This is a genomic window from Corynebacterium sp. ACRPS (assembly GCF_022346005.1).
Lineage (GTDB): Bacteria > Actinomycetota > Actinomycetes > Mycobacteriales > Mycobacteriaceae > Corynebacterium.
This window is the reverse complement of sequence record NZ_JAKRMY010000004.1, coordinates 111,587-130,675: the sequence shown is the minus strand read 5'-3', so window position 1 is coordinate 130,675 and position 19,089 is coordinate 111,587. Positions and strand designations below refer to the sequence as shown.

Here is a 19,089-nt window from a genome sequence, read left to right as displayed (position 1 = left end):
ATGAATAAGTCGCAGATGCCAAGTTCCCGTTACGTACTGCCTTCTTTTATTGAGCAGTCCGCTCAGGGGACGAAGGAAACCAACCCGTACTCTAAGCTCTTTGAAGAGCGCATCATCTTCTTGGGTACCCAGGTCGATGACACCTCTGCCAATGACATCATGGCCCAGCTGCTGGTTCTTGAAAGCCAGGATCCGGACCGTGACATCACCATGTATATCAACTCGCCCGGTGGCTCCTTTACTGCCCTGATGGCAATTTATGACACCATGCGCTACGTGCGCCCTGATGTGCAGACCGTGTGCCTGGGCCAGGCGGCTTCTGCTGCTGCAGTGCTGTTGGCCGCTGGTGCTCCGGGCAAGCGTGCGGCGCTGCCGAACTCGCGCGTATTGATCCACCAGCCTGCAACCCAGGGCACCCAGGGTCAGGTCTCGGACTTGGAGATCCAGGCCGCAGAGATCGAGCGTATGCGCACCTTGATGGAAAACACCTTGGCGGAGCACACCGGCCGTACGTCCGAGCAAATCCGCATCGACACCGACCGCGATAAGATCCTGACTGCGGAAGACGCTGTGGAATACGGAATCATCGATACCGTCTTTGAGTACCGCAAGCTCAATTCTTAATTCGGTCCTGATGGACTGAATCCATCAGCGGAGGCCCTGTGAGACCGCTTCGAGAGAAGCCCTCGCAGGGCTTTTATTATTTGCGTATAAGCGACTGCGGTATATGCCTATGAGAAGGTGCGCTGGGCGAGTAACGGTGCACGCACATCTACCCCAAACGGGGTGAATCTTTCAGAGAAATATCTGCAGGTCGTTAGGCAGATTATTTAGTGCGATGTTTCACGTATAATGGCCGATTTGTGAATTAGGCCTCTGAGTGGTCGTATTATGTTATGACAAATAAGGAACCAGAAGCGGAGGATCGAACCTCCGCACCCGCTGCTTCGAGCGGGGAGCGCACATTTTTCGGCCACCCGTGGGGGCTGGCTAACCTGTTCGGCGTGGAGATGTGGGAGCGCTTCAGCTTCTACGGCATGCAGTCCATCGTGCTGCTGTATATGTACTACGCCACCACCGATGGCGGCCTAGGCCTCGACCGTGGCGACGCGACGTCGATCGTCGGTGCCTACGGCGGCTTGGTGTACATGGCATGCCTGTTGGCATCGTTGGTAGCTGACCGCATCCTCGGTGCGGAGCGCACCCTGTTCTACTCCGCACTCATGGTGATGGCTGGTCACCTCGTCTTGGCCTTCATTCCTGCCGTAACCGGCCTGGCTATCGGCCTGATCCTCATCGCCGTTGGTTCCGGCGGTGTAAAGACTACCGCTTCGGTGGTGCTGGGCTCGCTGTATAGCCGCGACGATCCTCGCCGTGACGGCGGCTTCTCCGTCTTCTACATGGGCGTTAATATTGGTGCCCTCTTCGGACCGCTTCTTACCACCGCAATGTGGGGCTGGAAGGGCTTCCACTGGGGCTTCGGCATCGCTGCCGTCGGTATGGCCCTAGGCCTTATCCAGTATACTGCCATGCGTAAGACCACGATTAAGGACGCTGGTCACGAAATTCCTAATCCTGCAGATTTTAAACAGCGCATGCTGGGCTTGGGCGCGATTGTCGTCGCTGTCCTCGTCATGGTTATCGGCCTGGGTACTGGGATCATCAAGGTAGAGTGGCTGTCTAATATCGTCACCGCCGTTGCCCTGATCGCCGCCGTGTACTTCTGGATTCAGATGTACACCTCTGATTTGGTGACCCGGAAAGAAAAGAACCGCCTCTTGGGCTTTATTCCAATGTTCATCTCCGGTGTGCTGTTCTTCGGTATCTTCCAGCAGCAATTTACCGTGATGACCATTTACGCCGATGTGCGCCTGGACCGCCACATCTTTGGTATCGAGATTCCGCCGTCATTGGTGCAGTCCATTAACCCGATTTTCATCGTTATCTTCTCTGCAATCTTCGCGGCTATGTGGACGAAGCTCGGTGACCGTCAGTGGTCCACGCCGGTGAAGTTCGGCGTGGCCAATATCATCATCGGTATCTCGCTGTTCTTCTTCCTGCCATTCTCCGGCTCGGGCGCAAACTCCACGCCAATGTATGTCATTATCTGGATCCTCTTCCTATTCACCATGGGTGAGCTGATGTTGTCCCCAGTGGGCAACTCTCTGGCCACCAAGGTGGCACCTGAGGCGTTCCCATCGCGCATGATGGCCGTGTGGATGATGGCCGTGGCCATGGGTACCGCACTTGCCGGTTCGCTGGCTAGCTTCTACAACCCAGAGGATGCGGGTGCGGAAAACACCTTCTTTATTTCCTTAGGTGTCGTCTCCATCGCACTGGGCATCGTCCTACTCGTGCTGAGCCGCTGGGTGGTCAAGAAGTTTGCTACCTTCCGCTAAAAAGGGAAGCTAAAACCTTTATTTCGAGAGGTGTGTTGGTGTTAAGCCGGCGCACCTCTCTAAGTGTTTTCTGCCACGCTATTAAAGGGTGAAAATAGATTAGGTGTCTTAAAAATTGCTGGTAAACCGCAGATCTTTGGCAGGTGCCTAGCGCTCAGGCATATGTGGAAGGTTAACACTAGGCAAAGTGCAGTTTACTTCTTAGAAAAGCTATTGGCTCAACTTATTGTTGCGGAGTACGCTGCACTTCGTACGCGACGCGTGATGGCGCCGCAATAACACTTTCTTCTCATTTGTTAATTGCTTACAAGGGGCCAATGCTGTGACAGCGACTCTGATTATCTTGGGCATTGTGGTGTTTACCGCCTTAGCCTTCGACTTCACCAATGGTTTTCACGACACAGCCAATGCGATGGCAACCTCCATTGCTACTGGCGCGCTGAAGCCATTTACTGCGGTGGCGATTTCTGCCGTACTTAACCTCGTTGGCGCATTCTTGTCCGTGAATGTCGCGGCAACGGTGGCCAAAGGCATCGTCAACCTCGATTCCTATGACCTTTCGGGTGCAGCCGCCGACTCGGATGGCCAAGCCCTGTTGATGGTGGTCTTTACCGGTCTTATCGGCGGTATTCTGTGGAACCTTTTCACCTGGTTGCTCGGGCTACCGTCCAGCTCTTCCCACGCCCTTTTCGGTGGCCTTATCGGCGCTGGTTTCGCCGCCATGGGCACTGGGGGAGTGGAGTGGACCTCCATTATGGCCAAGATCATCATTCCGGCGGTGGCGTCCCCGATTATCGCCGCCTTGGTATCTGCGTGCGCCACCTTCCTCGTTTATTGGGTGACCAACACCATTCCGAAAAAGGAAAAGAACGAGCACTTCCGCCATGGCCAGATTGTGACCGCCTGCTTGGTATCGCTGGCACACGGCGCCGGTGACGCTCAGAAAACCATGGGCGTTATCTTCCTCGCCCTCGTGGCTTCGGGCCACGCGGCTGCCGATGCCCGCATTCCAACCTGGGTCATCTTCGGCTGTGCGATTGCCATTGCGGCCGGTACCTTGTCCGGCGGTTGGCGCGTTATCCGCACCCTGGGTAAGGGCTTGGTGGAGATCGAATCCCCGCAAGGTATGGCAGCCGAGGCTACCTCCGCGGCCATCATCCTGACTTCCTCAGCCGGTGGTATGGCTCTGTCTACGACCCACGTGTCCACCGGCTCTATCCTTGGTACTGGTTTGGGCCGCCGTGGCGCGGAAGTGCGCTGGGGTGTTGCAATGCGCATGGTGGCTGCCTGGCTCATTACGCTGCCCTGTGCCGCCTTTGTTGGCTTCGCATCGTGGTGGTTGGCGCACGGCGTCTCTTCCGCTACCAATGTGGCAACCGGCGCTATCGTGGACTTCGTTCTACTCTTGGCCATGACGGCGCTCATCGTCATCCGCTCCCGTATGAACCCAGTTGATGCATCCAACGTTAATAATGACTGGGATGAGAACGCTGAGTCCGTGGATTCGTCCTTGGAGCCACGCGTTGGTGCGAAAGAGTCTGTCGCAGCTTCAGGGGGCATGACCCCGGTAGCGGCGGTCAACGGGGACAACGACTCCACCTCATCTACTCCACAAGAGGAGCGCTAGAACATGACTGTTGCAGAAATCTTCGAATCTATACTCCGCGTCGCTGGCCTGGCCCTTGTCTTCGGTGCTGGTATCCCCTTGCTCTTCGCCTTGGGCATGCGTTCCATGACAGGTGATCCCATTCGGGATGACAATGGTGTGGTGGTAGGAGATACTCCCGCTAGCCGCCAAATGAAGCTGCTGGGTTGGACCGTTTATGCCGTACTGGGTGTCGTTATCGTGGTGGCAATCGCGTGGATCGCGCGCGATTCCCTAGACCACTACTTTGGTTTCGCACCATTTGGCGACCTTTAAGAGTAACCCGCGGACTATATAGCAAGCCCGTGACCATGTAATATGCCTCATAGCCATTTAATGTTAACAAAAGATTAACTTTAAATGGCTTAGGGGTTGCTTAGTGGGTAAGTACCAAGTATATTTGTACCTATCAACAGAGCAACATTGAGAGGTGAGAGAGATGAACACGATGCGGACCTTCATTGGTGGCATTAGCGATATGTTCAAGGACTCCACCACGGGTACGGGTTTGGATACCGTGTCTCAGGCACCGGTTTCTGCCCGCGTAGCGGAAAATCTCGTTGACGCGGGGCTTACCCCCGCGACGACCAAGGACGTCGCTGAGTCCTTCGCATTCGTTGTCGGCCATGCACCAGATGAGCTGGAAATGCTCGATGTTGAGGCATTCTTGCTCGAATTCGGCTGGCTGCAATAAAAGCCGCACTAGATAACCCGCCAGGCACCATCCTAGGTGCCTGGCGGGTTATCTGCGTTATAGGGCTGGGCATCGGCAAGCGCTAGCGCGGCGGCAGGATGGCCTCCGGGGTTTCGGGCAGGAGCTGGCCGCCATCAATAATCAGCGTTTGGCCGGTGATATATCCGGCCTCGGTGGAGGCGAGGAAGGCCGCGGCGTTGCCAATATCGCGGGGGCTGCCAAGCCGGTGCAGCGGGATGGAGCGCGTCATCTCATCGAGGTACTCTTGGCCCTGTGCCTCGAGGCCCTCGGTGAGGATATTTCCGGGCAATACGCCATTGATGGTGATGCCATCGCGGGCGATTTCTAGCGCAGCGGAGCGGATAAAGCCCTGTTGGGCCGCCTTGGAGGCGCCGTAATGCGCCCAGCCAGGAAAGCCGGTGTGTGAGCCGGTAATGGAGGTGGTGATGACGATGCGCCCGTAGCCGCGCTCCTTCATATACGGCAGGGCTTCTTGCACGACCTTGAACGTGCCGTGGGTATTGATGTCAAACATGGTCTCCCACTGCTTATCGGTCATCTCTTCCAGCGGGCAGTTGGGAAAGACCCCGGCATTGGAGCAGACGATGTCGATCGCCCCGTGCGCGGCGTGGACCTTGGCAAACATTTCTTTGATGGAGGCCCTATCGGTGACATCGACGGGGTAGGCGGTCGCGCCGAGCTCTGCGGCGGTTGCTTCGGCCTTGTCGGCATCGATATCGGCAATGACGATGCTGGCGCCGGCTTCGCGCAGGCAGGCAACGATGCCCTTGCCGATGCCCGCAGCTCCGCCCGTGACAATCGCGGTACGGTTGGTGAGGTCAAACATGAAATGGCTCCTTCGGCGGTGGTGGAGGAAGTGGAGGATCCAATCCCAAGTTTAGTGGTGTGGGCGGATAAAGATCTGCGAATTTCGCCACGCGGAGGGAATGAATAAGAGCCGTGTCGGGTTGATTTACTAAGGTAGATTTTTGAACAACCAACCGCGGGGATGGAAGTAAGCGAGCCTTCCGCCCCACCTTTAAAAAGCGGTAAACAAGAGCGAGTGTGAAAGTACTGAATGGCACGTATGCAAGAAAGCGCTGATCTCCTGAAGTGTTCCTTCTGCGGAAAGAGCCAAAAGCAGGTGAAAAAGCTCATCGCCGGCGGCGGGGTCTACATCTGCGATGAGTGCATCGAGCTCTGCAATGAGATTATTGAAGAAGAGCTCGGCCACGAGCAGGCCGAGGAATCTTCCGAAGCGGAGGTGCGCCTGCCTAAGCCTTCGCAGATTTCTTCCTTTTTGGATAAGTACGTCATTGGCCAAGACAAGGCCAAGCGCGTGCTGTCGGTAGCGGTGTATAACCACTACAAGCGCATTAAGGCCGAAGAATCCGCCGCGCTAGATGCGCGCCGTAAGAAGGCCGAAGGCGAAGAGGTAGAGATCTCCAAGTCCAATATTTTGATGCTGGGGCCCACCGGTTCAGGTAAGACCTACCTGGCCCAGACCTTGGCGCGCCTGCTGGATGTGCCTTTCGCCATCGCGGATGCCACCAGCCTGACGGAGGCCGGTTATGTCGGTGAGGACGTAGAAAACATCCTCTTGAAGTTGCTGCAGGCGGCGGACTTTGACGTGGAGCGCGCCCAGCGCGGCATCATCTACGTCGACGAGGTGGATAAGATTTCCCGCAAGTCTGAAAACCCCTCCATTACCCGCGATGTCTCCGGCGAGGGCGTGCAACAGGCGCTGCTGAAGATCCTAGAGGGAACCGTGGCCGCCATCCCACCGCAGGGCGGGCGCAAGCACCCGAACCAGGAATTTATCCAGCTAGATACCTCCAATATCCTCTTCATCGTCGCCGGCGCGTTTGCGGGCCTTGACCAGGTGATCGCGGATCGCGTGGGCAAGAAGGGCGTTGGCTTTGGCGCGAAGCTCGGCACCGAAGACGAGCGGGAAAAGGTGGACCTATTCTCCCAGGTGCGCCCGGAAGACCTCGTGAAGTTCGGCTTGATCCCAGAATTTATCGGCCGCCTGCCCGTGGTGGCGACGGTGGATAACTTGGACCGCGAGGCCCTGGTTAAGGTGCTCACTGAGCCCAAGAACTCGCTGCTCAAGCAGTACAGCCGCCTATTTGAGATGGATGATTGCGAGCTGCACATGGATGACGGGGCGCTGGATGCCATCGCAGAGCTCGCCCTCGAGCGCAAAACCGGCGCGCGCGGCCTGCGCGCGATCCTTGAAGAACTGCTCGTTCCAGTGATGTTTGAGCTGCCGGACCGGGAAGATATTTCCGCCGTGCACATCACCGCGGGCTGCGTCACCCAGGGCGCAGAGCCCGAATTCACCTACAAGGATGAGGCGAAGGAATCGGCTTAGTTAGAAGGGGGCATCGGCAAGCAGCCGGTGCCCCTACTTTTATGCCTCGCCGTAGATATCTTGCGGGGAGGCCTCATCGCCCTCGTCGGCATCAGAAGGCACCAAATAAGACTCGTGGCCGGAATCGGGGATATTGGCGGTGAGGAATGCCAGCACGGTATCGACGGTAAGCCGGTGCATGCCGTCGGTATTTGCCTGGCTGGACATATCCACGCCCAATAGGTTGTCCATCATCGCCCGGTTGGTCACGCGGTACGAGGTGAGCGAGGCGATGATGGTGAAAATATCGTTGGTGGAAATGCCCGGGCGGAAGGCACCGGCGTCCTGGCCCAGCATGAGCAGGCGGTCGAGGTGGAGGGCGACGCCGCTGAAATCCGCCACGGGATTGGTGGAAGAGCCCACGATGGACTGGGCGGTTTCCCAGGTCATCATGCGAATGGCCTCGGGGTGGTTGACGTATTGCCAGAAGATCCAGTCCACCAGCTTGCGCACGCCCTCGACCGGGACCGCGGAATCGAGCTCCAAGTCCTCTTCATTGGGGCGGAGGCGCTCGGCGGCGGTGCTTAGAGCGCTCAAATACAGGCCCTGCTTATCGCCAAAGTGGTAGTGAATCATGCGCTTGGACATGCCGGATTCCGCGGCAATGGTGTCCAGCTTGGTTTCAGAAAAACCCCACGCGGAAAACTGGGAAATGGCGATATCCACCACGGCATCGGTGCTGATGGAATCCGCAGCGTGAGCGTCGGAGTCCTCCGCCTGCTCCGCAGCGTGCAGCGGTTCGGTGTGCTCAGTGCTCATAGCATGTGTCCTATCTCTGCTTCGCGGCGCCGATGTGGCGATGGTGGGTAGTGTCTCGGGAACTGCACGATCGGCCTCATGCTGGTTCGATGCGGCAGTGGTTGGCCACCGTGCAGCCGCCCACAGGCGGTGAATGCATCCCTGCAAGCGCGCTCCCAAGTGGGGTCTGTGCCGCTTCCATCATGCCCGATTAACCCCACCCCGCGGGAGGAATGTGCCCATTGGGGGCGTTAATTTGGAGGTAAATGGGGGTAATATCCGGAAATTTGGCGGCGTTTTCCCTCCGAAAGAGGGGGATTTATTTCACAACACGCTACCTCCGTATAGCGCTAAGCTCGGGGGTGGATACATCCCGTGGAGGGTGGCGTGCATGAGGGACGCTTACATCTCCACGACATTTGAGGAGGAATGAGCATGACCCAGCCAGTAAAAGTAACCGTTACCGGTGCCGCCGGAAATATCGCCTACTCCCTGCTGTGGCGGATTGCCGCGGGCGACGTATTTGGCAAGGACACCCCGGTTGACCTTGCCCTGTTGGAAATCCCCGCGGTAGTAGAAAAGGCCGAGGGCGTGGCCATGGAACTGCGCGACTCCGCCCTGCCGCTGGTGAACTCGATTACGGTGACCGATGACCTCAAGGTCGCTTTCGAGGATGCCTCCGCCGCATTCCTTGTGGGCTCCCGCCCGCGCAGCAAGGGCATGGAGCGCGCTGACCTGCTCGAGGCCAATGGCGCCATCTTTACCGAGCAGGGCAAGGCCATCAATGACTACGCGGCGCGTGATGTTCGCGTGCTGGTGGTGGGCAACCCAGCCAATACCAACGCGCTGATTGCCGCGCATAGCGCGCCGGATCTGGATAGCTCCCAGTTCAACGCGCTCATGCGTCTGGATCACAACCGCACCTTGGGCCAGTTGGCGGCCAAGACGGGCAAGGCCACCAAGGACTTTTCCAAGATTGCGGTCTGGGGCAACCACTCCGCCACCCAGTTCCCGGACCTGACCTACTCCAACGCTGAGGTAGATGAGACTTGGTACAAGGAGGAGATGATTCCTAAGGTGGCCAAGCGCGGCGCCGAGATCATCGCCGTGCGCGGCCGCTCCTCGGCAGCCTCCGCAGCCTCCGCCGCGGTGGATCACATGCACGATTGGATCCACGGCACTGAGGATTGGCGCACCGCCGCTATCGTTTCGGATGGCTTCTATGGTGTGGACGAGGGCCTCGTCGCAGGTTTCCCCACGGTCTCCCGCGACGGCAAGTGGGAAATCGTCCAGGGCCTCGAGCTCAGCGATTTCCAGAAGGAGCGCATCGAGGCCTCCGTGCAGGAGCTGCGTGAGGAGCGCGAGGCCGTAGCCCACCTGCTGAAGGGCTAAGCCTCCAGCACCAAGTTATCGATGAGCCGCACCGGCCCCACCTGCGCTGCAACCAGCGCCAAGGCGGGCCGGTGTTGTGCATCTACGGGCTCGAGCGTGGCCGGGTCCACCACGGTGAGGTAATCCACCGTCACGCCGGGGGAGGAAGCGAGCTGGGCCTCAGCTTCTTCACGTGAGGCGCCATCCTGCAGCGCGAAGAGTGCCTGGGATAAGGCGACCGCCTGCTCACGCTCGGCGGCACTGAGGCGCGCATTGCGGCTGGACTCGGCCACGCCGTCCGTTGCACGCACGATGGGCACGCTGATGATGTCCAGCGGCACATCGAGGTCCGCCACCAGGCGGCGGATGATGGCTACCTGCTGGGCATCCTTTTGCCCAAAATAAGCGCGGTCTGGTGCAACAAGGTGAAACAGCTTGCTCACTACGGTGGCTACGCCGTCGAAGTGACCGGGGCGCGAAGCGCCTTCCAAGACCGAGCCCATCTCACCCGTGCGCACCCACACCCGCGGGGTACCACCCGGGTACATCTCCTCCACGCTGGGGGCGAAGACCGCATCGACTCCCACCGAGTCCAGCACCGCGGCATCCGCGTCGAGAGTGCGCGGGTAGGCGCGGTAGTCTTCGCAATCGCCCAGGTCTGTGAACTGGAGGGGATTGACAAAGACCGAGCACACCACGGTGTCGTTGTCTTCGCGGGCGCGGCGAATGAGGGAAGCGTGGCCGTCGTGAAGCGCGCCCATCGTGGGCACCAAGCCCACGGAGCCGGACGCTGCCGCGCGGAAGGCACGGAGTTCAGATTTAGTTTTCAGGATCTGCATGGCCAAAACCTTAGTCCTCGAAGGACTCCTCGGCGTTGGGGAAGGAGCGTTCGTTCACATCGGACACGTAATCCTTCGCGCCCTCCAGCAGCGCGCCGCGCAGATCCGCGTAGCGGCGCACAAAACGCGGCGCCTTGGGCCCGCCTAGGCCGAAGGCATCGGTCCACACCAGAATCTGGCCGTCGGTCTGCGCGCCGGCGCCGATGCCGATGGTGGGGATGGGCAGCTCCTTGGTCACCTGCTCAGCAAGGGCTGCTGGGACCATCTCCAGCACCACGGCGAAGGCGCCGGCCTCGGCGAGGGCGCGGGCGTCGTCGTGAAGCTTCTCCGCGCCGGCACCGCGGCCTTGGACTACGAAGCCGCCTAAGGCGTGGACCTGCTGGGGTGTAAAGCCAATGTGGGCGCAGACTGGGATGCCGGCGGCGGCAAGCGCGGCAACAATCGGTGCGCGCTCCGCACCACCCTCTAGCTTCACGGCCTGCGCACCGGTTTCCTTCATGACGCGCACAGCGGTCTCGAGCGCCTGGGCGGGGCCGGCTTCGTAGGAACCAAAGGGCAGATCCACCACCACGAAGGCGCGGGAGGTCGATGCAACCACCGCGCGGGCAAGGGGGATCATTTCATCCAGTGTGAGCGAGAGCGTGGTTTCGCGGCCCAGGACTACATTGGCCAGGGAATCGCCCACGAGCAGGAGATCCACCCCGGCTTCATCGAAGATCTCGGCGGTCATGCAGTCATAACTCGTCAGGCACGCGAAGGCCTGAGAGTTATCTTTGGCTTGGGCGAAGTAACGGGTGCGGAGACGGGCACGGTGGCCAGGGTTGTGAGACATGCCCTTACTTTAGACAGGGCGCTGGTGCCAGTTGACGCACAGGGTAGAGTTGGCCAGGTGACTGATCAGAATAAAGAGCAACTCGTTGGCACCAATCGCGCGGACCAGCTTCCCAAGTCCTGGGAGCCGCAGGCGGTAGAAAAAGACCTCTATGAAGGTTGGGTCGACCGCGGCTACTTCACCCCGGATGCGAATTCGGAGGCGGAGGGCTTTTCCATCGTGCTGCCACCGCCGAATGTGACCGGCCAGCTGCACATGGGCCACGCTTTAGATCACACGCTGATTGACTCCATCATTCGCCGCAAGCGCATGCAGGGCTATTCCACTTTGTGGCTGCCCGGTGCGGATCACGCGGGCATTGCCACCCAGACCAAGGTTGAGGCCAAGCTCAAGGAGACCGAGGGCAAAAAGCGCTGGGATTATGAGCGCGAGGAGTTCATCGACAAGGTCTGGGAATGGAAGGAAGAATTCGGTGGCACCATCCAGAACCAGATGCGCGCCATCGGTGACTCCGTGGACTGGACCCGCGAGCGCTTTACCCTGGATGAGGGCCTGTCGCGTGCGGTACAGACCATCTTTAAGAACCTCTACGATGAGGGCATGATTTACCGGGCCAACCGCCTGGTCAATTGGTCGCCGGTGCTGGAGACCGCCGTTTCCGATATCGAGGTCGTCTACAAGGACGTCGAGGGCGAGCTGGTCTCCATCCGCTATGGCTCGCTCAATGACGATGAGCCGCACCTCATTGTTGCCACCACGCGTGTGGAAACCATGCTTGGCGATGTCGCCATTGCCGTCCACCCCGACGATGAGCGCTACGCCCACCTCGTGGGCCAGGAATTGGAACACCCCTTCCGCGATGACTTGAAGCTGAAGATCATCGCTGATGATTACGTGGACATGGAGTTTGGTACCGGTGCGGTAAAGATCACCCCGGCCCACGATCCCAATGACTACGCCATGGGCACCCGCCATAACTTGGATATGCCGACGGTGATGGATACCACCGGCCACATCGCGCATACCGGCACCCGTTTTGATGGCATGACGCGCGAAGAAGCGCGCGTGGAAATTCGGGAGGCGCTGCGGGAGCAGGGGCGCATCGTCAAAGAAATCCGCCCCAATGTCCACTCCGTGGGCCACTCGGAGCGCTCCGGCGAGCCCATCGAGCCGCGCCTGTCACTGCAGTGGTTCGTCGATGTCGCGCAGATGGCGAAGGCCTCTGGCGATGCCGTGCGCGAGGGCGATACCGTCTTGCACCCGCAGTCGCTGGAGCCGCGCTATTTTGAGTGGGTCGATGACATGCACGATTGGTGCATCTCCCGCCAGCTGTGGTGGGGCCACCGCATCCCCATTTGGTACGGCCCGGAGCGCACGAACGAGTCCGGTGAGATCGAGCGTGACATCGTGTGCGTCGGCCCCGATGAGGAGCCGCCGGCAGGATACGAGCAGGATCCGGACGTCCTCGATACCTGGTTCTCTTCGGCGCTGTGGCCATTTTCCACCCTGGGCTGGCCCGATAAGACCCCGGATCTGGAGAAGTTCTATCCCACCAACGTGCTGGTCACAGCCTATGACATCTTGTTCTTCTGGGTCGCGCGCATGATAATGTTCGGCACCTTCGCCGGCACCAAGACCCCAGAGCTTTTGGGTAAGGGCACCGATGGCCGCCCGCAGATTCCTTTCAAAGACCTTTACCTGCACGGCCTTGTGCGCGATGAGCAGGGCCGCAAGATGTCCAAGTCCCTGGGCAATGGCATTGACCCGATGGACTGGGTGCGCGATTACGGCGCCGATGCGCTGCGCTTTACCCTTGCCCGCGGCGCCAACCCGGGCGTGGATTTGCCGCTGGGCTCTGATGCCGCCGCGGCATCGCGCAATTTCGCTACCAAGCTCTTTAATGCCACCAAGTTTGCGCTGATGAACGGCGCCGGCGTGGCACCTTTGCCTAGCCGCACGGAGCTTTCGGATGCCGACCGCTGGATCCTTGACCGCGCCGAAGAGGTGCGCACCCAGGTCGATGCCTACTTGGACGATTATCAATTTGCCAAGGCCAACGAGCTGCTCTACCACTTCACCTGGGATGAGCTCTGTGACTGGTACCTGGAGATTGCCAAGACGCAGATCCCGAGCGATGGCGAAACGGTAGAAGGCCGCAATACCCAGATCGTCTTGGGCCGCGTCATCGACGTGGTGCTGCGCCTATTGCACCCCACCATGCCGTATGTGACCGAGGTGCTGTGGAAGGCATTGACCGGCGGGGAATCCATCGTCATCGCCCCGTGGCCCACAGTGGCCGATACCAACGGCGGCGCCACCAAGGACGCGGTGGCCGCCCGCCGCATCGATGATGCCGATAAGCTCATTACCGAGCTGCGCCGCTTCCGCTCCGATCAGGGCGTTAAGCCTTCGCAAAAGGTGCCGGGCCGCCTCGACTTCGCCGCGGCAGACCTGCAGGGCCAAGAGGAATTGGTCCGCAACCTGGCCAATACCACCGCGCCGGGCGAGGACTTTAACCCCTCGGCCTCCATTGAGGTGCGCCTGTCCCAGGCCACCGTGGAGGTAACGCTGGATACCCACGGCGCGGTCGACGTTGAAGCCGAGCGCAAGCGCCTGGAAAAGGATCTGGCCAAGGCCAATAAGGAACTGGAACAGACCGGCAAGAAGCTGGGCAATGAGAACTTCCTGGCCAAGGCGCCGGAAGAGGTGGTCAATAAGATTCGGGCGCGCCAAGACATCGCACGCGAGGAAGTCGAGCGCATTACCAGCCGTTTGGAGGGCCTTAAGTAGTGACAGATCAGCGCTTCAATCACGACGCCAACGGGAACGGCGAGGTCGCCGGGGGAGAGGACGATTTTGAAATCGTCGATGCCCTCAAGGAAGGCACCGATGGCACCCCGGTGGAGATCACGGAATCGGGCCTGACCCTGAACCTCGGCATGGGCGAAGACGAAGAATATAACGACGCCGCGCCCCAAGAGGTATCCCCGGAGGAGCTGCAGGCGCTCGGTGAGGTGGAAGACGAGCTCAACCAGCGCTGGCCGGAGACTAAGATCGAGCCCACCCTGGAGCGCATCGAGATGCTCATGGATTTGCTCGGTCACCCCGAACAGTCCTTTGATGTCATCCACATTGCGGGCACCAATGGTAAGTCTTCTACCGCGCGCATGGTCGATTCGCTGCTGCGTTCCTTCCACCGCCGCGTGGGCCTGGTCACCAGCCCGCACCTGCAGCGGGTCACCGAGCGCATCGGCATCGATGGCCGGCCCATCCACCCGCGCGACTACGTGCGCCTGTGGCACGAAATCAAGCCGTACGTGGAGATGGTGGATGCGCGCTCTGAGGTCCCCATGTCCAAGTTCGAGGTCTTGGTGGGCCTATCCTATGCAGCGTTTGCCGATGCCCCCGTTGACGTCGCCGTCGTCGAGGTCGGCCTCGGTGGGACGTGGGATGCCACGAACGTGGTCAATGCGGACGTTTCCGTGATTACCCCGGTGGGCCTAGACCACACGGATTACCTGGGCAGCGATATTCGGGAGATTGCGGGGGAGAAGGCGGGTATCATCAAGCGCCGCGCCGATGCCGAAGACCCGCTGACCCCGAATGAAAACATCGCCATTATTGCCGAGCAAGACCCTGAGGCCATGCAGGTCATCCTGCAGCGCGCGGTGGATATGGATGCCGGCGTGGCCCGCTCCGGAGCGGAATTCGCGGCCTTAGAATCCCGCATTGCGGTCGGTGGCCAGCAGGTTAATATCCAGGGCCTCGGCGGCATGTACGAGGATATTTTCTTGCCGTTGCACGGCGAGCACCAGGCCAAGAATGCGGCCGTTGCCCTTGCAGCGGTCGAAGCCTTCTTCGGTGCCTCTTCCGGGCATCCTCTGGATATTTCCTCCGTGCGCAACGGTTTTGCCAAGACGATTTCGCCCGGCCGCCTCGAGCGAGTGCGCACCTCGCCCACGACGTTTATCGATGCCGCCCACAATCCCCACGGCGCCAAGGCGCTTGGCGCGGCGCTCGACCGCGATTTCGATTTTGCGCGGCTCATCGGCGTGCTCTCCATCTTTGGCGATAAGGATGCCCAAGGCATCCTCGCCGCGCTGGAGCCGTACTTGAGCGAGGTGGTAATCTCCCAGAACTCCTCGCCGCGCGCGATCGATGCCTATGAATTGGCGGAAACGGCCCGCGATATTTATGGCGAAGAGCGCGTCTATGTGGCCGATGATCTGCCCGGTGCCTACGCGCAAGCCGTGGAGCTGGCGGAGGAATCTGAGGTGCAATCCGGCTCCGGTATTGTCATTACCGGTTCGGTGGTTACCGCCGGCGAAGCCCGCGCTATGTTTGGAAAGGAGCCCGCATGACCAGCCCCAATCCTAGGTCCCGCCTGCCTCGTCAGCCGCGCCGCGGCGACGACATAGCGGACAATGAAATCGGCCCATTGGGCCTAGGGCAGGATCCCGTTAAGGATCCGCTCAAGAGCTTTAATGGCATGGTCATCGCCAGCTCGCTCATCATGGAGTCGATCACGCTCGTTTTGGCGCTGCCGCTGTTGTACAAGCTGTATGACGGTACGCTGTGGACGCCGTTTAACTACGGCGTAGTCATAGGTGCCCTGATATTCCACTTGGGCATGATCGCGTTTATGAATAAGAAGTGGGCGCTGACCGTCATCGTGTGGGCGCAGCTATTGGGCCTTATCCTGGGTTTTATGGCGCACTGGTCCATCGCCGCGATCTTCATCATCTTTGGCATGGAGTGGCTCCTTGCGGCGTATTTGCGCAGTAACTTAATCGCCCGCATGAAGCGCGGTTACTTAACTACCCAGCACCTCAACCAGAAGTAGTGGCCATGCGCACCGTCTATCTCGTCCTCGCGGCCCTAGCCTGCATTGCCGCGGTCGCTGCCCGCGCGGCCACGGGCGCGCCGTGGCTGCCGCTGGTAGCACTCATCATTGCCGCCGTATTTTTGGCCCTTGCCCTGCGCGCTAATTTTCAGCGGGCAGAAGAAGCCACCCTTGATGATTTGGATAAAGAGCAGCGAGCAGAGATTAAGCGTTTGCTGGGCAACGGCCAGTTTGGCACGGCGGTTAACCAAGTGCGCCTGTGGTTTCGGGGTACCTCCCACGAGCGCGCGACGGAGATAGTCCAGCAGCTTACTTAATGCTTATTAAATGCCGCCCACTACGCTGCCCCCGCTTATGGCCCTCGGTCGTGGACGAGTTGTGGGTATTCGGTACAGTATGGGGCATGACTGAACGTACATTGATCCTCATTAAGCCGGACGGCGTAAAGAACGGCCACGTGGGCGAGATCATCGCCCGCATCGAGCGCAAGGGCCTCAAGCTGGCTGAGTTGGACCTGCGCGTGGCTGACCGCGAGACCGCAGAAAAGCACTACGAAGAGCACAAGGACAAGCCATTCTTTGGCGAGCTCGTGGACTTCATCACCTCCGCACCGCTGATTGCCGGCGTTGTTGAAGGCGAGCGCGCCATCGAGGCATGGCGCCAGCTGGCCGGCGGCACCGACCCAGTCTCCAAGGCCGCACCCGGTTCCATCCGCGGTGACTTCGCACTCAGCGTGGGCGAGAACATCGTGCACGGCTCCGACTCCCCAGAGTCCGCTGAGCGCGAGATTGGAATTTGGTTCCCCAACCTCTAAGCACTGAATCTACCTAGATTTCAAGGAGACCCGAGCGTTAAGCTCGGGCCTTTTCCTTTAAGAGGGGGTTTATTGCGGGGCGAAATACTTTGATTGGCTCACAGTGTTGCAAACATATAAGGCCAAGATTTCATTGTTAGTGGCTGTTTAGTCGAAAGAGAGTAGTTCGCGCAGTGCAGTGAAAGCTTGTTTTTGCACTTCATGGGTGACGGTGCGGCCAGTCTGTCGTTTGGCTAAGAGGTCAGCATCCCGCATTTTTGCAAGATGGTGAGACACCGTCGGCTGACTCAGACCGGATAATGCGGTCAGTTCTGAGACGCTCATCGGGCCGCAGCCTTCATCGCACAAAATGGACAAAAGGCGAAGGCGCGCGGGATCTGCAAGTACCTTGAACTGCTGGGCAAAGTGCACGGCATTGTCTTGATCTAGGGGGCCGTTGCTAAGCGAACAGCATTCGTTGATGTAGGGATTTTTGGTCATGCCGTGCGAAGAAACCATGCATTCAGTATATGGGCGTTTTCCCACCCATTCATATTGACAGGTATCGATATGAATGGGTACAGTGCAGCACGGTACGGTGCGACTTGGGTCAATGAAGGAGACAGGTATGGCTACCTCACAGCAGCCGCGATTGGCTTTTCTCGATCGCTTTCTTCCCGTGTGGATCATCATCGCTATGGTCCTTGGCCTGCTTATAGGTCATTTTCTTCCAGGAATTGGAAAAGCGCTCTCAGCTTTAGAAGTTGGGGGTATTTCCCTTCCAATTGCTTTAGGGCTGTTGGTGATGATGTATCCACCGCTTGCTAAAGTGCGCTATGAAAAGACCCGGGAGATTGCCACTGACAGACGGCTGATGACCGTGTCAATCGTTTTGAATTGGCTTGTGGGGCCAGCATTCATGTTCGCACTGGCCTGGCTATTCTTGGCGGATCAACCCGAGCTGCGCACGGGTCTTATCATTGTCGGCCTTGCCCGCTGCATCGCCATGGTCTTGGTGTGGTCAGACCTATCCTGCGGTGACCGAGAAGCCACGGCAGTATTAGTAGCAATCAACTCCGTCTTCCAAGTTGCGATGTTCGGTGTCCTGGGTTGGTTCTACCTGCAGATACTGCCGGGATGGCTGGGTCTTGATACCACCTCTGTCGAATTCTCTTTCTGGTCCATTGTTACTTCAGTGCTCGTATTCTTAGGCATCCCGCTTTTGCTCGGGGTTATCTCCCGAGTATGGGCAGAGAAAACTAAAGGGCGTGAGTGGTTCGAAAACCGTTACCTTCCTGCGGTGTCTCCTTTGGCAATGATCGGTTTGCTGTATACAATCGTCTTACTGTTCTCCCTGCAAGGAGAACAGCTAGTGGAGCAGCCGGTAGCAGTGGTTAGGGTAGCGGTGCCTCTGATGTTGTACTTTGTCGGGATGTTCTTTCTGGCTTTGGGCGTAGCTAAAGTTGCCGGAATGAATTATGCACAGTCTGCCTCAGTGGCCTTTACCGCAGCGGGAAATAATTTTGAGTTAGCCATCGCGGTGTCCATCGGTACCTTTGGTGCCACCTCTGCTCAAGCGTTAGCCGGTACCATTGGGCCTCTTGTTGAAATTCCGGTTTTGGTTGGTTTGGTATACGTAATGCTCTGGATTGGTCCTAAGTTATTTCCAGGAGACCCGAGTCTGCCGAATTAGCGTCTGCCAAGTTGATACAGGCACCTCACTCCAGTAGGGGTGAGGGTGATGCGCCAGCTTTCTACTTTGGAGCGCAGTCCAATATCTTCTACCTTCACGAGCCCATGCTTTTTTAGTTCCTGAAGAGCATCCGGCAGGGTATCTAGTTCCACCTGCATCAGGCGGGACAAGGCCTTGGTGGTGGTCGTATTGCCCTGGACGGCCCCGGCGGTGACGAGGGCGGTGAGGATATTTAGGTGGGCATCGGCAAGCTGCATGGCATGATCTGTGACCCCTTCTAAGGGATCTTCAGCCACGATGCGCTGCATGCGGCGGCGGCCAATGCGAAAGGACTGGGAAAGCATGGCCCACAAGCCCAGCGGGAGTGCGAACGCCGACACCGCTCCGGTTAAGATGCCTTCCACGGGCGGGGCCAGCGAGATGTTTGGCAACCAGCCAGCCGCGGACAGCGGGGCCATGGCCAGCGGTAGAGCAAGTGGTATCACTGGCGCCCAATAAGCAATGGCGGGGTAATCGCCCTCGAGGTAGACATCCTGGCTAGCCCCAATAGAGCGGGGATAATGGCGGATGAGGTGCACCAATCCAATGACCGCGAAGACCGCAAAAACGCCGGCGCCCATCAGCATGTAGCTGGCCTCCGTTTGGGCAAACCCGAGGGCAAAACCGGCCGGAACGCCGAATAAGCACGCCTCTTTCGGCGTAATCTCATTACGCTGCCGGTACTGCGATAATGTTCGGGCGGGACGTGGTGCCAGTTCTGCCATAAGTTCAAACGTATCATCGCCCACAGCCTGCTCGCCCCGCCAAGATTCTGTGACACAATGGAACT

Annotated in this window: 19 protein-coding genes; 13 read left to right on the top strand and 6 right to left on the bottom strand. The window is 59.0% G+C overall.

The window, feature by feature from the left end:
- The 5 genes from MHX65_RS03640 to MHX65_RS03620 all read left to right on the top strand — a co-directional run bounded on the left by MHX65_RS03640 (window position 1) and on the right by MHX65_RS03620 (window position 4,738).
- Window positions 1-624 carry an ATP-dependent Clp protease proteolytic subunit gene (locus MHX65_RS03640; protein ID WP_239268731.1) on the top strand — a complete coding sequence of 208 codons (624 nt, stop codon included), beginning with the start codon at window positions 1-3 and terminating at the stop codon, window positions 622-624.
- A 272-nt stretch (window positions 625-896) separates the two neighbouring features.
- Complete coding sequence (locus MHX65_RS03635) at window positions 897-2,399, top strand: peptide MFS transporter (protein WP_239268729.1); 1,503 nt, start codon at window positions 897-899, stop codon at window positions 2,397-2,399.
- 322 nt (window positions 2,400-2,721) lie between these two features.
- Window positions 2,722-4,026 (top strand): inorganic phosphate transporter, encoded by a 1,305-nt coding sequence (locus MHX65_RS03630; protein ID WP_239268727.1) that lies wholly within the window; start codon window positions 2,722-2,724, stop codon window positions 4,024-4,026.
- 3 nt (window positions 4,027-4,029) lie between these two features.
- On the top strand, window positions 4,030-4,320 hold the full coding sequence (locus MHX65_RS03625; RefSeq protein ID WP_023023571.1) for a hypothetical protein: 291 nt from the start codon (window positions 4,030-4,032) through the stop codon (window positions 4,318-4,320).
- A 163-nt stretch (window positions 4,321-4,483) separates the two neighbouring features.
- Window positions 4,484-4,738 (top strand): hypothetical protein, encoded by a 255-nt coding sequence (locus tag MHX65_RS03620; RefSeq protein WP_239268725.1) that lies wholly within the window; start codon window positions 4,484-4,486, stop codon window positions 4,736-4,738.
- An 82-nt stretch (window positions 4,739-4,820) separates the two neighbouring features.
- Here MHX65_RS03620 and fabG read toward each other — a convergent pair whose 3' ends face one another.
- Complete coding sequence (fabG, locus tag MHX65_RS03615; RefSeq protein WP_239268723.1) at window positions 4,821-5,585, bottom strand: 3-oxoacyl-ACP reductase FabG; 765 nt, start codon at window positions 5,583-5,585, stop codon at window positions 4,821-4,823.
- A gap of 231 nt (window positions 5,586-5,816) precedes the next feature.
- Here fabG and clpX point away from each other — a divergent pair, with 231 nt between their 5' ends.
- Window positions 5,817-7,112 carry an ATP-dependent Clp protease ATP-binding subunit ClpX gene (gene clpX / locus MHX65_RS03610; protein ID WP_239268721.1) on the top strand — a complete coding sequence of 432 codons (1,296 nt, stop codon included), beginning with the start codon at window positions 5,817-5,819 and terminating at the stop codon, window positions 7,110-7,112.
- Window positions 7,113-7,151: 39 nt separating this feature from the next.
- Here clpX and MHX65_RS03605 read toward each other — a convergent pair whose 3' ends face one another.
- Window positions 7,152-7,910 (bottom strand): TetR/AcrR family transcriptional regulator, encoded by a 759-nt coding sequence (locus tag MHX65_RS03605; RefSeq protein ID WP_239268719.1) that lies wholly within the window; start codon window positions 7,908-7,910, stop codon window positions 7,152-7,154.
- Between the two features lie 408 nt (window positions 7,911-8,318).
- On the opposite strand from MHX65_RS03605, the gene MHX65_RS03600 reads away from it, so the two are divergent.
- The gene (locus MHX65_RS03600; RefSeq protein ID WP_239268717.1) at window positions 8,319-9,281 is read left to right on the top strand and encodes a malate dehydrogenase; all 963 of its coding nucleotides are present in this window, start codon (window positions 8,319-8,321) and stop codon (window positions 9,279-9,281) included.
- On the opposite strand, the gene panC is transcribed toward MHX65_RS03600, so the two are convergent.
- Together panC and panB are read right to left on the bottom strand one after the other, a co-directional pair.
- On the bottom strand, window positions 9,278-10,099 hold the full coding sequence (gene panC / locus MHX65_RS03595) for a pantoate--beta-alanine ligase (protein WP_239268715.1): 822 nt from the start codon (window positions 10,097-10,099) through the stop codon (window positions 9,278-9,280). The two genes, MHX65_RS03600 and panC, sit on opposite strands and share 4 nt — an antisense overlap.
- A 10-nt stretch (window positions 10,100-10,109) precedes the next feature.
- A complete protein-coding gene (gene panB, locus MHX65_RS03590) occupies window positions 10,110-10,931 on the bottom strand; it encodes a 3-methyl-2-oxobutanoate hydroxymethyltransferase (protein ID WP_239268713.1) in 822 nt (273 codons plus the stop codon).
- Between the two features lie 57 nt (window positions 10,932-10,988).
- Here panB and MHX65_RS03585 point away from each other — a divergent pair, with 57 nt between their 5' ends.
- The 5 genes from MHX65_RS03585 (at window position 10,989) to ndk (ending at window position 16,588) form a co-directional block, all read left to right on the top strand.
- Entirely contained in the window at window positions 10,989-13,721 is a 2,733-nt protein-coding gene (locus MHX65_RS03585) for a valine--tRNA ligase (RefSeq protein WP_239268711.1), read from the top strand.
- The gene (gene folC, locus MHX65_RS03580) at window positions 13,721-15,292 is read left to right on the top strand and encodes a bifunctional tetrahydrofolate synthase/dihydrofolate synthase (protein ID WP_370657782.1); all 1,572 of its coding nucleotides are present in this window, start codon (window positions 13,721-13,723) and stop codon (window positions 15,290-15,292) included. The genes MHX65_RS03585 and folC overlap by 1 nt, the downstream gene beginning before the upstream one ends.
- On the top strand, window positions 15,289-15,774 hold the full coding sequence (locus MHX65_RS03575; RefSeq protein WP_239268709.1) for a DUF4233 domain-containing protein: 486 nt from the start codon (window positions 15,289-15,291) through the stop codon (window positions 15,772-15,774). Before folC ends, MHX65_RS03575 begins: the two co-directional genes overlap by 4 nt.
- A 5-nt stretch (window positions 15,775-15,779) precedes the next feature.
- Entirely contained in the window at window positions 15,780-16,091 is a 312-nt protein-coding gene (locus MHX65_RS03570; RefSeq protein WP_239268707.1) for a hypothetical protein, read from the top strand.
- 86 nt (window positions 16,092-16,177) lie between these two features.
- Window positions 16,178-16,588 carry a nucleoside-diphosphate kinase gene (ndk, locus tag MHX65_RS03565; RefSeq protein WP_005277934.1) on the top strand — a complete coding sequence of 137 codons (411 nt, stop codon included), beginning with the start codon at window positions 16,178-16,180 and terminating at the stop codon, window positions 16,586-16,588.
- 147 nt (window positions 16,589-16,735) lie between these two features.
- On the opposite strand, the gene MHX65_RS03560 is transcribed toward ndk, so the two are convergent.
- Window positions 16,736-17,086 carry an ArsR/SmtB family transcription factor gene (locus MHX65_RS03560; protein ID WP_239268705.1) on the bottom strand — a complete coding sequence of 117 codons (351 nt, stop codon included), beginning with the start codon at window positions 17,084-17,086 and terminating at the stop codon, window positions 16,736-16,738.
- 109 nt (window positions 17,087-17,195) lie between these two features.
- Between MHX65_RS03560 and arsB the strand changes: the two genes are divergently transcribed.
- Window positions 17,196-18,260 (top strand): ACR3 family arsenite efflux transporter, encoded by a 1,065-nt coding sequence (gene arsB, locus MHX65_RS03555; protein ID WP_239268703.1) that lies wholly within the window; start codon window positions 17,196-17,198, stop codon window positions 18,258-18,260.
- Here the strand turns inward: arsB and MHX65_RS03550 are convergent.
- Window positions 18,257-19,024, bottom strand: coding sequence for a hypothetical protein (locus MHX65_RS03550; RefSeq protein ID WP_239268701.1), 768 nt, complete (start codon window positions 19,022-19,024; stop codon window positions 18,257-18,259). The genes arsB and MHX65_RS03550 overlap by 4 nt on opposite strands.
- Between the last annotated feature and the right edge of the window lie 65 nt (window positions 19,025-19,089).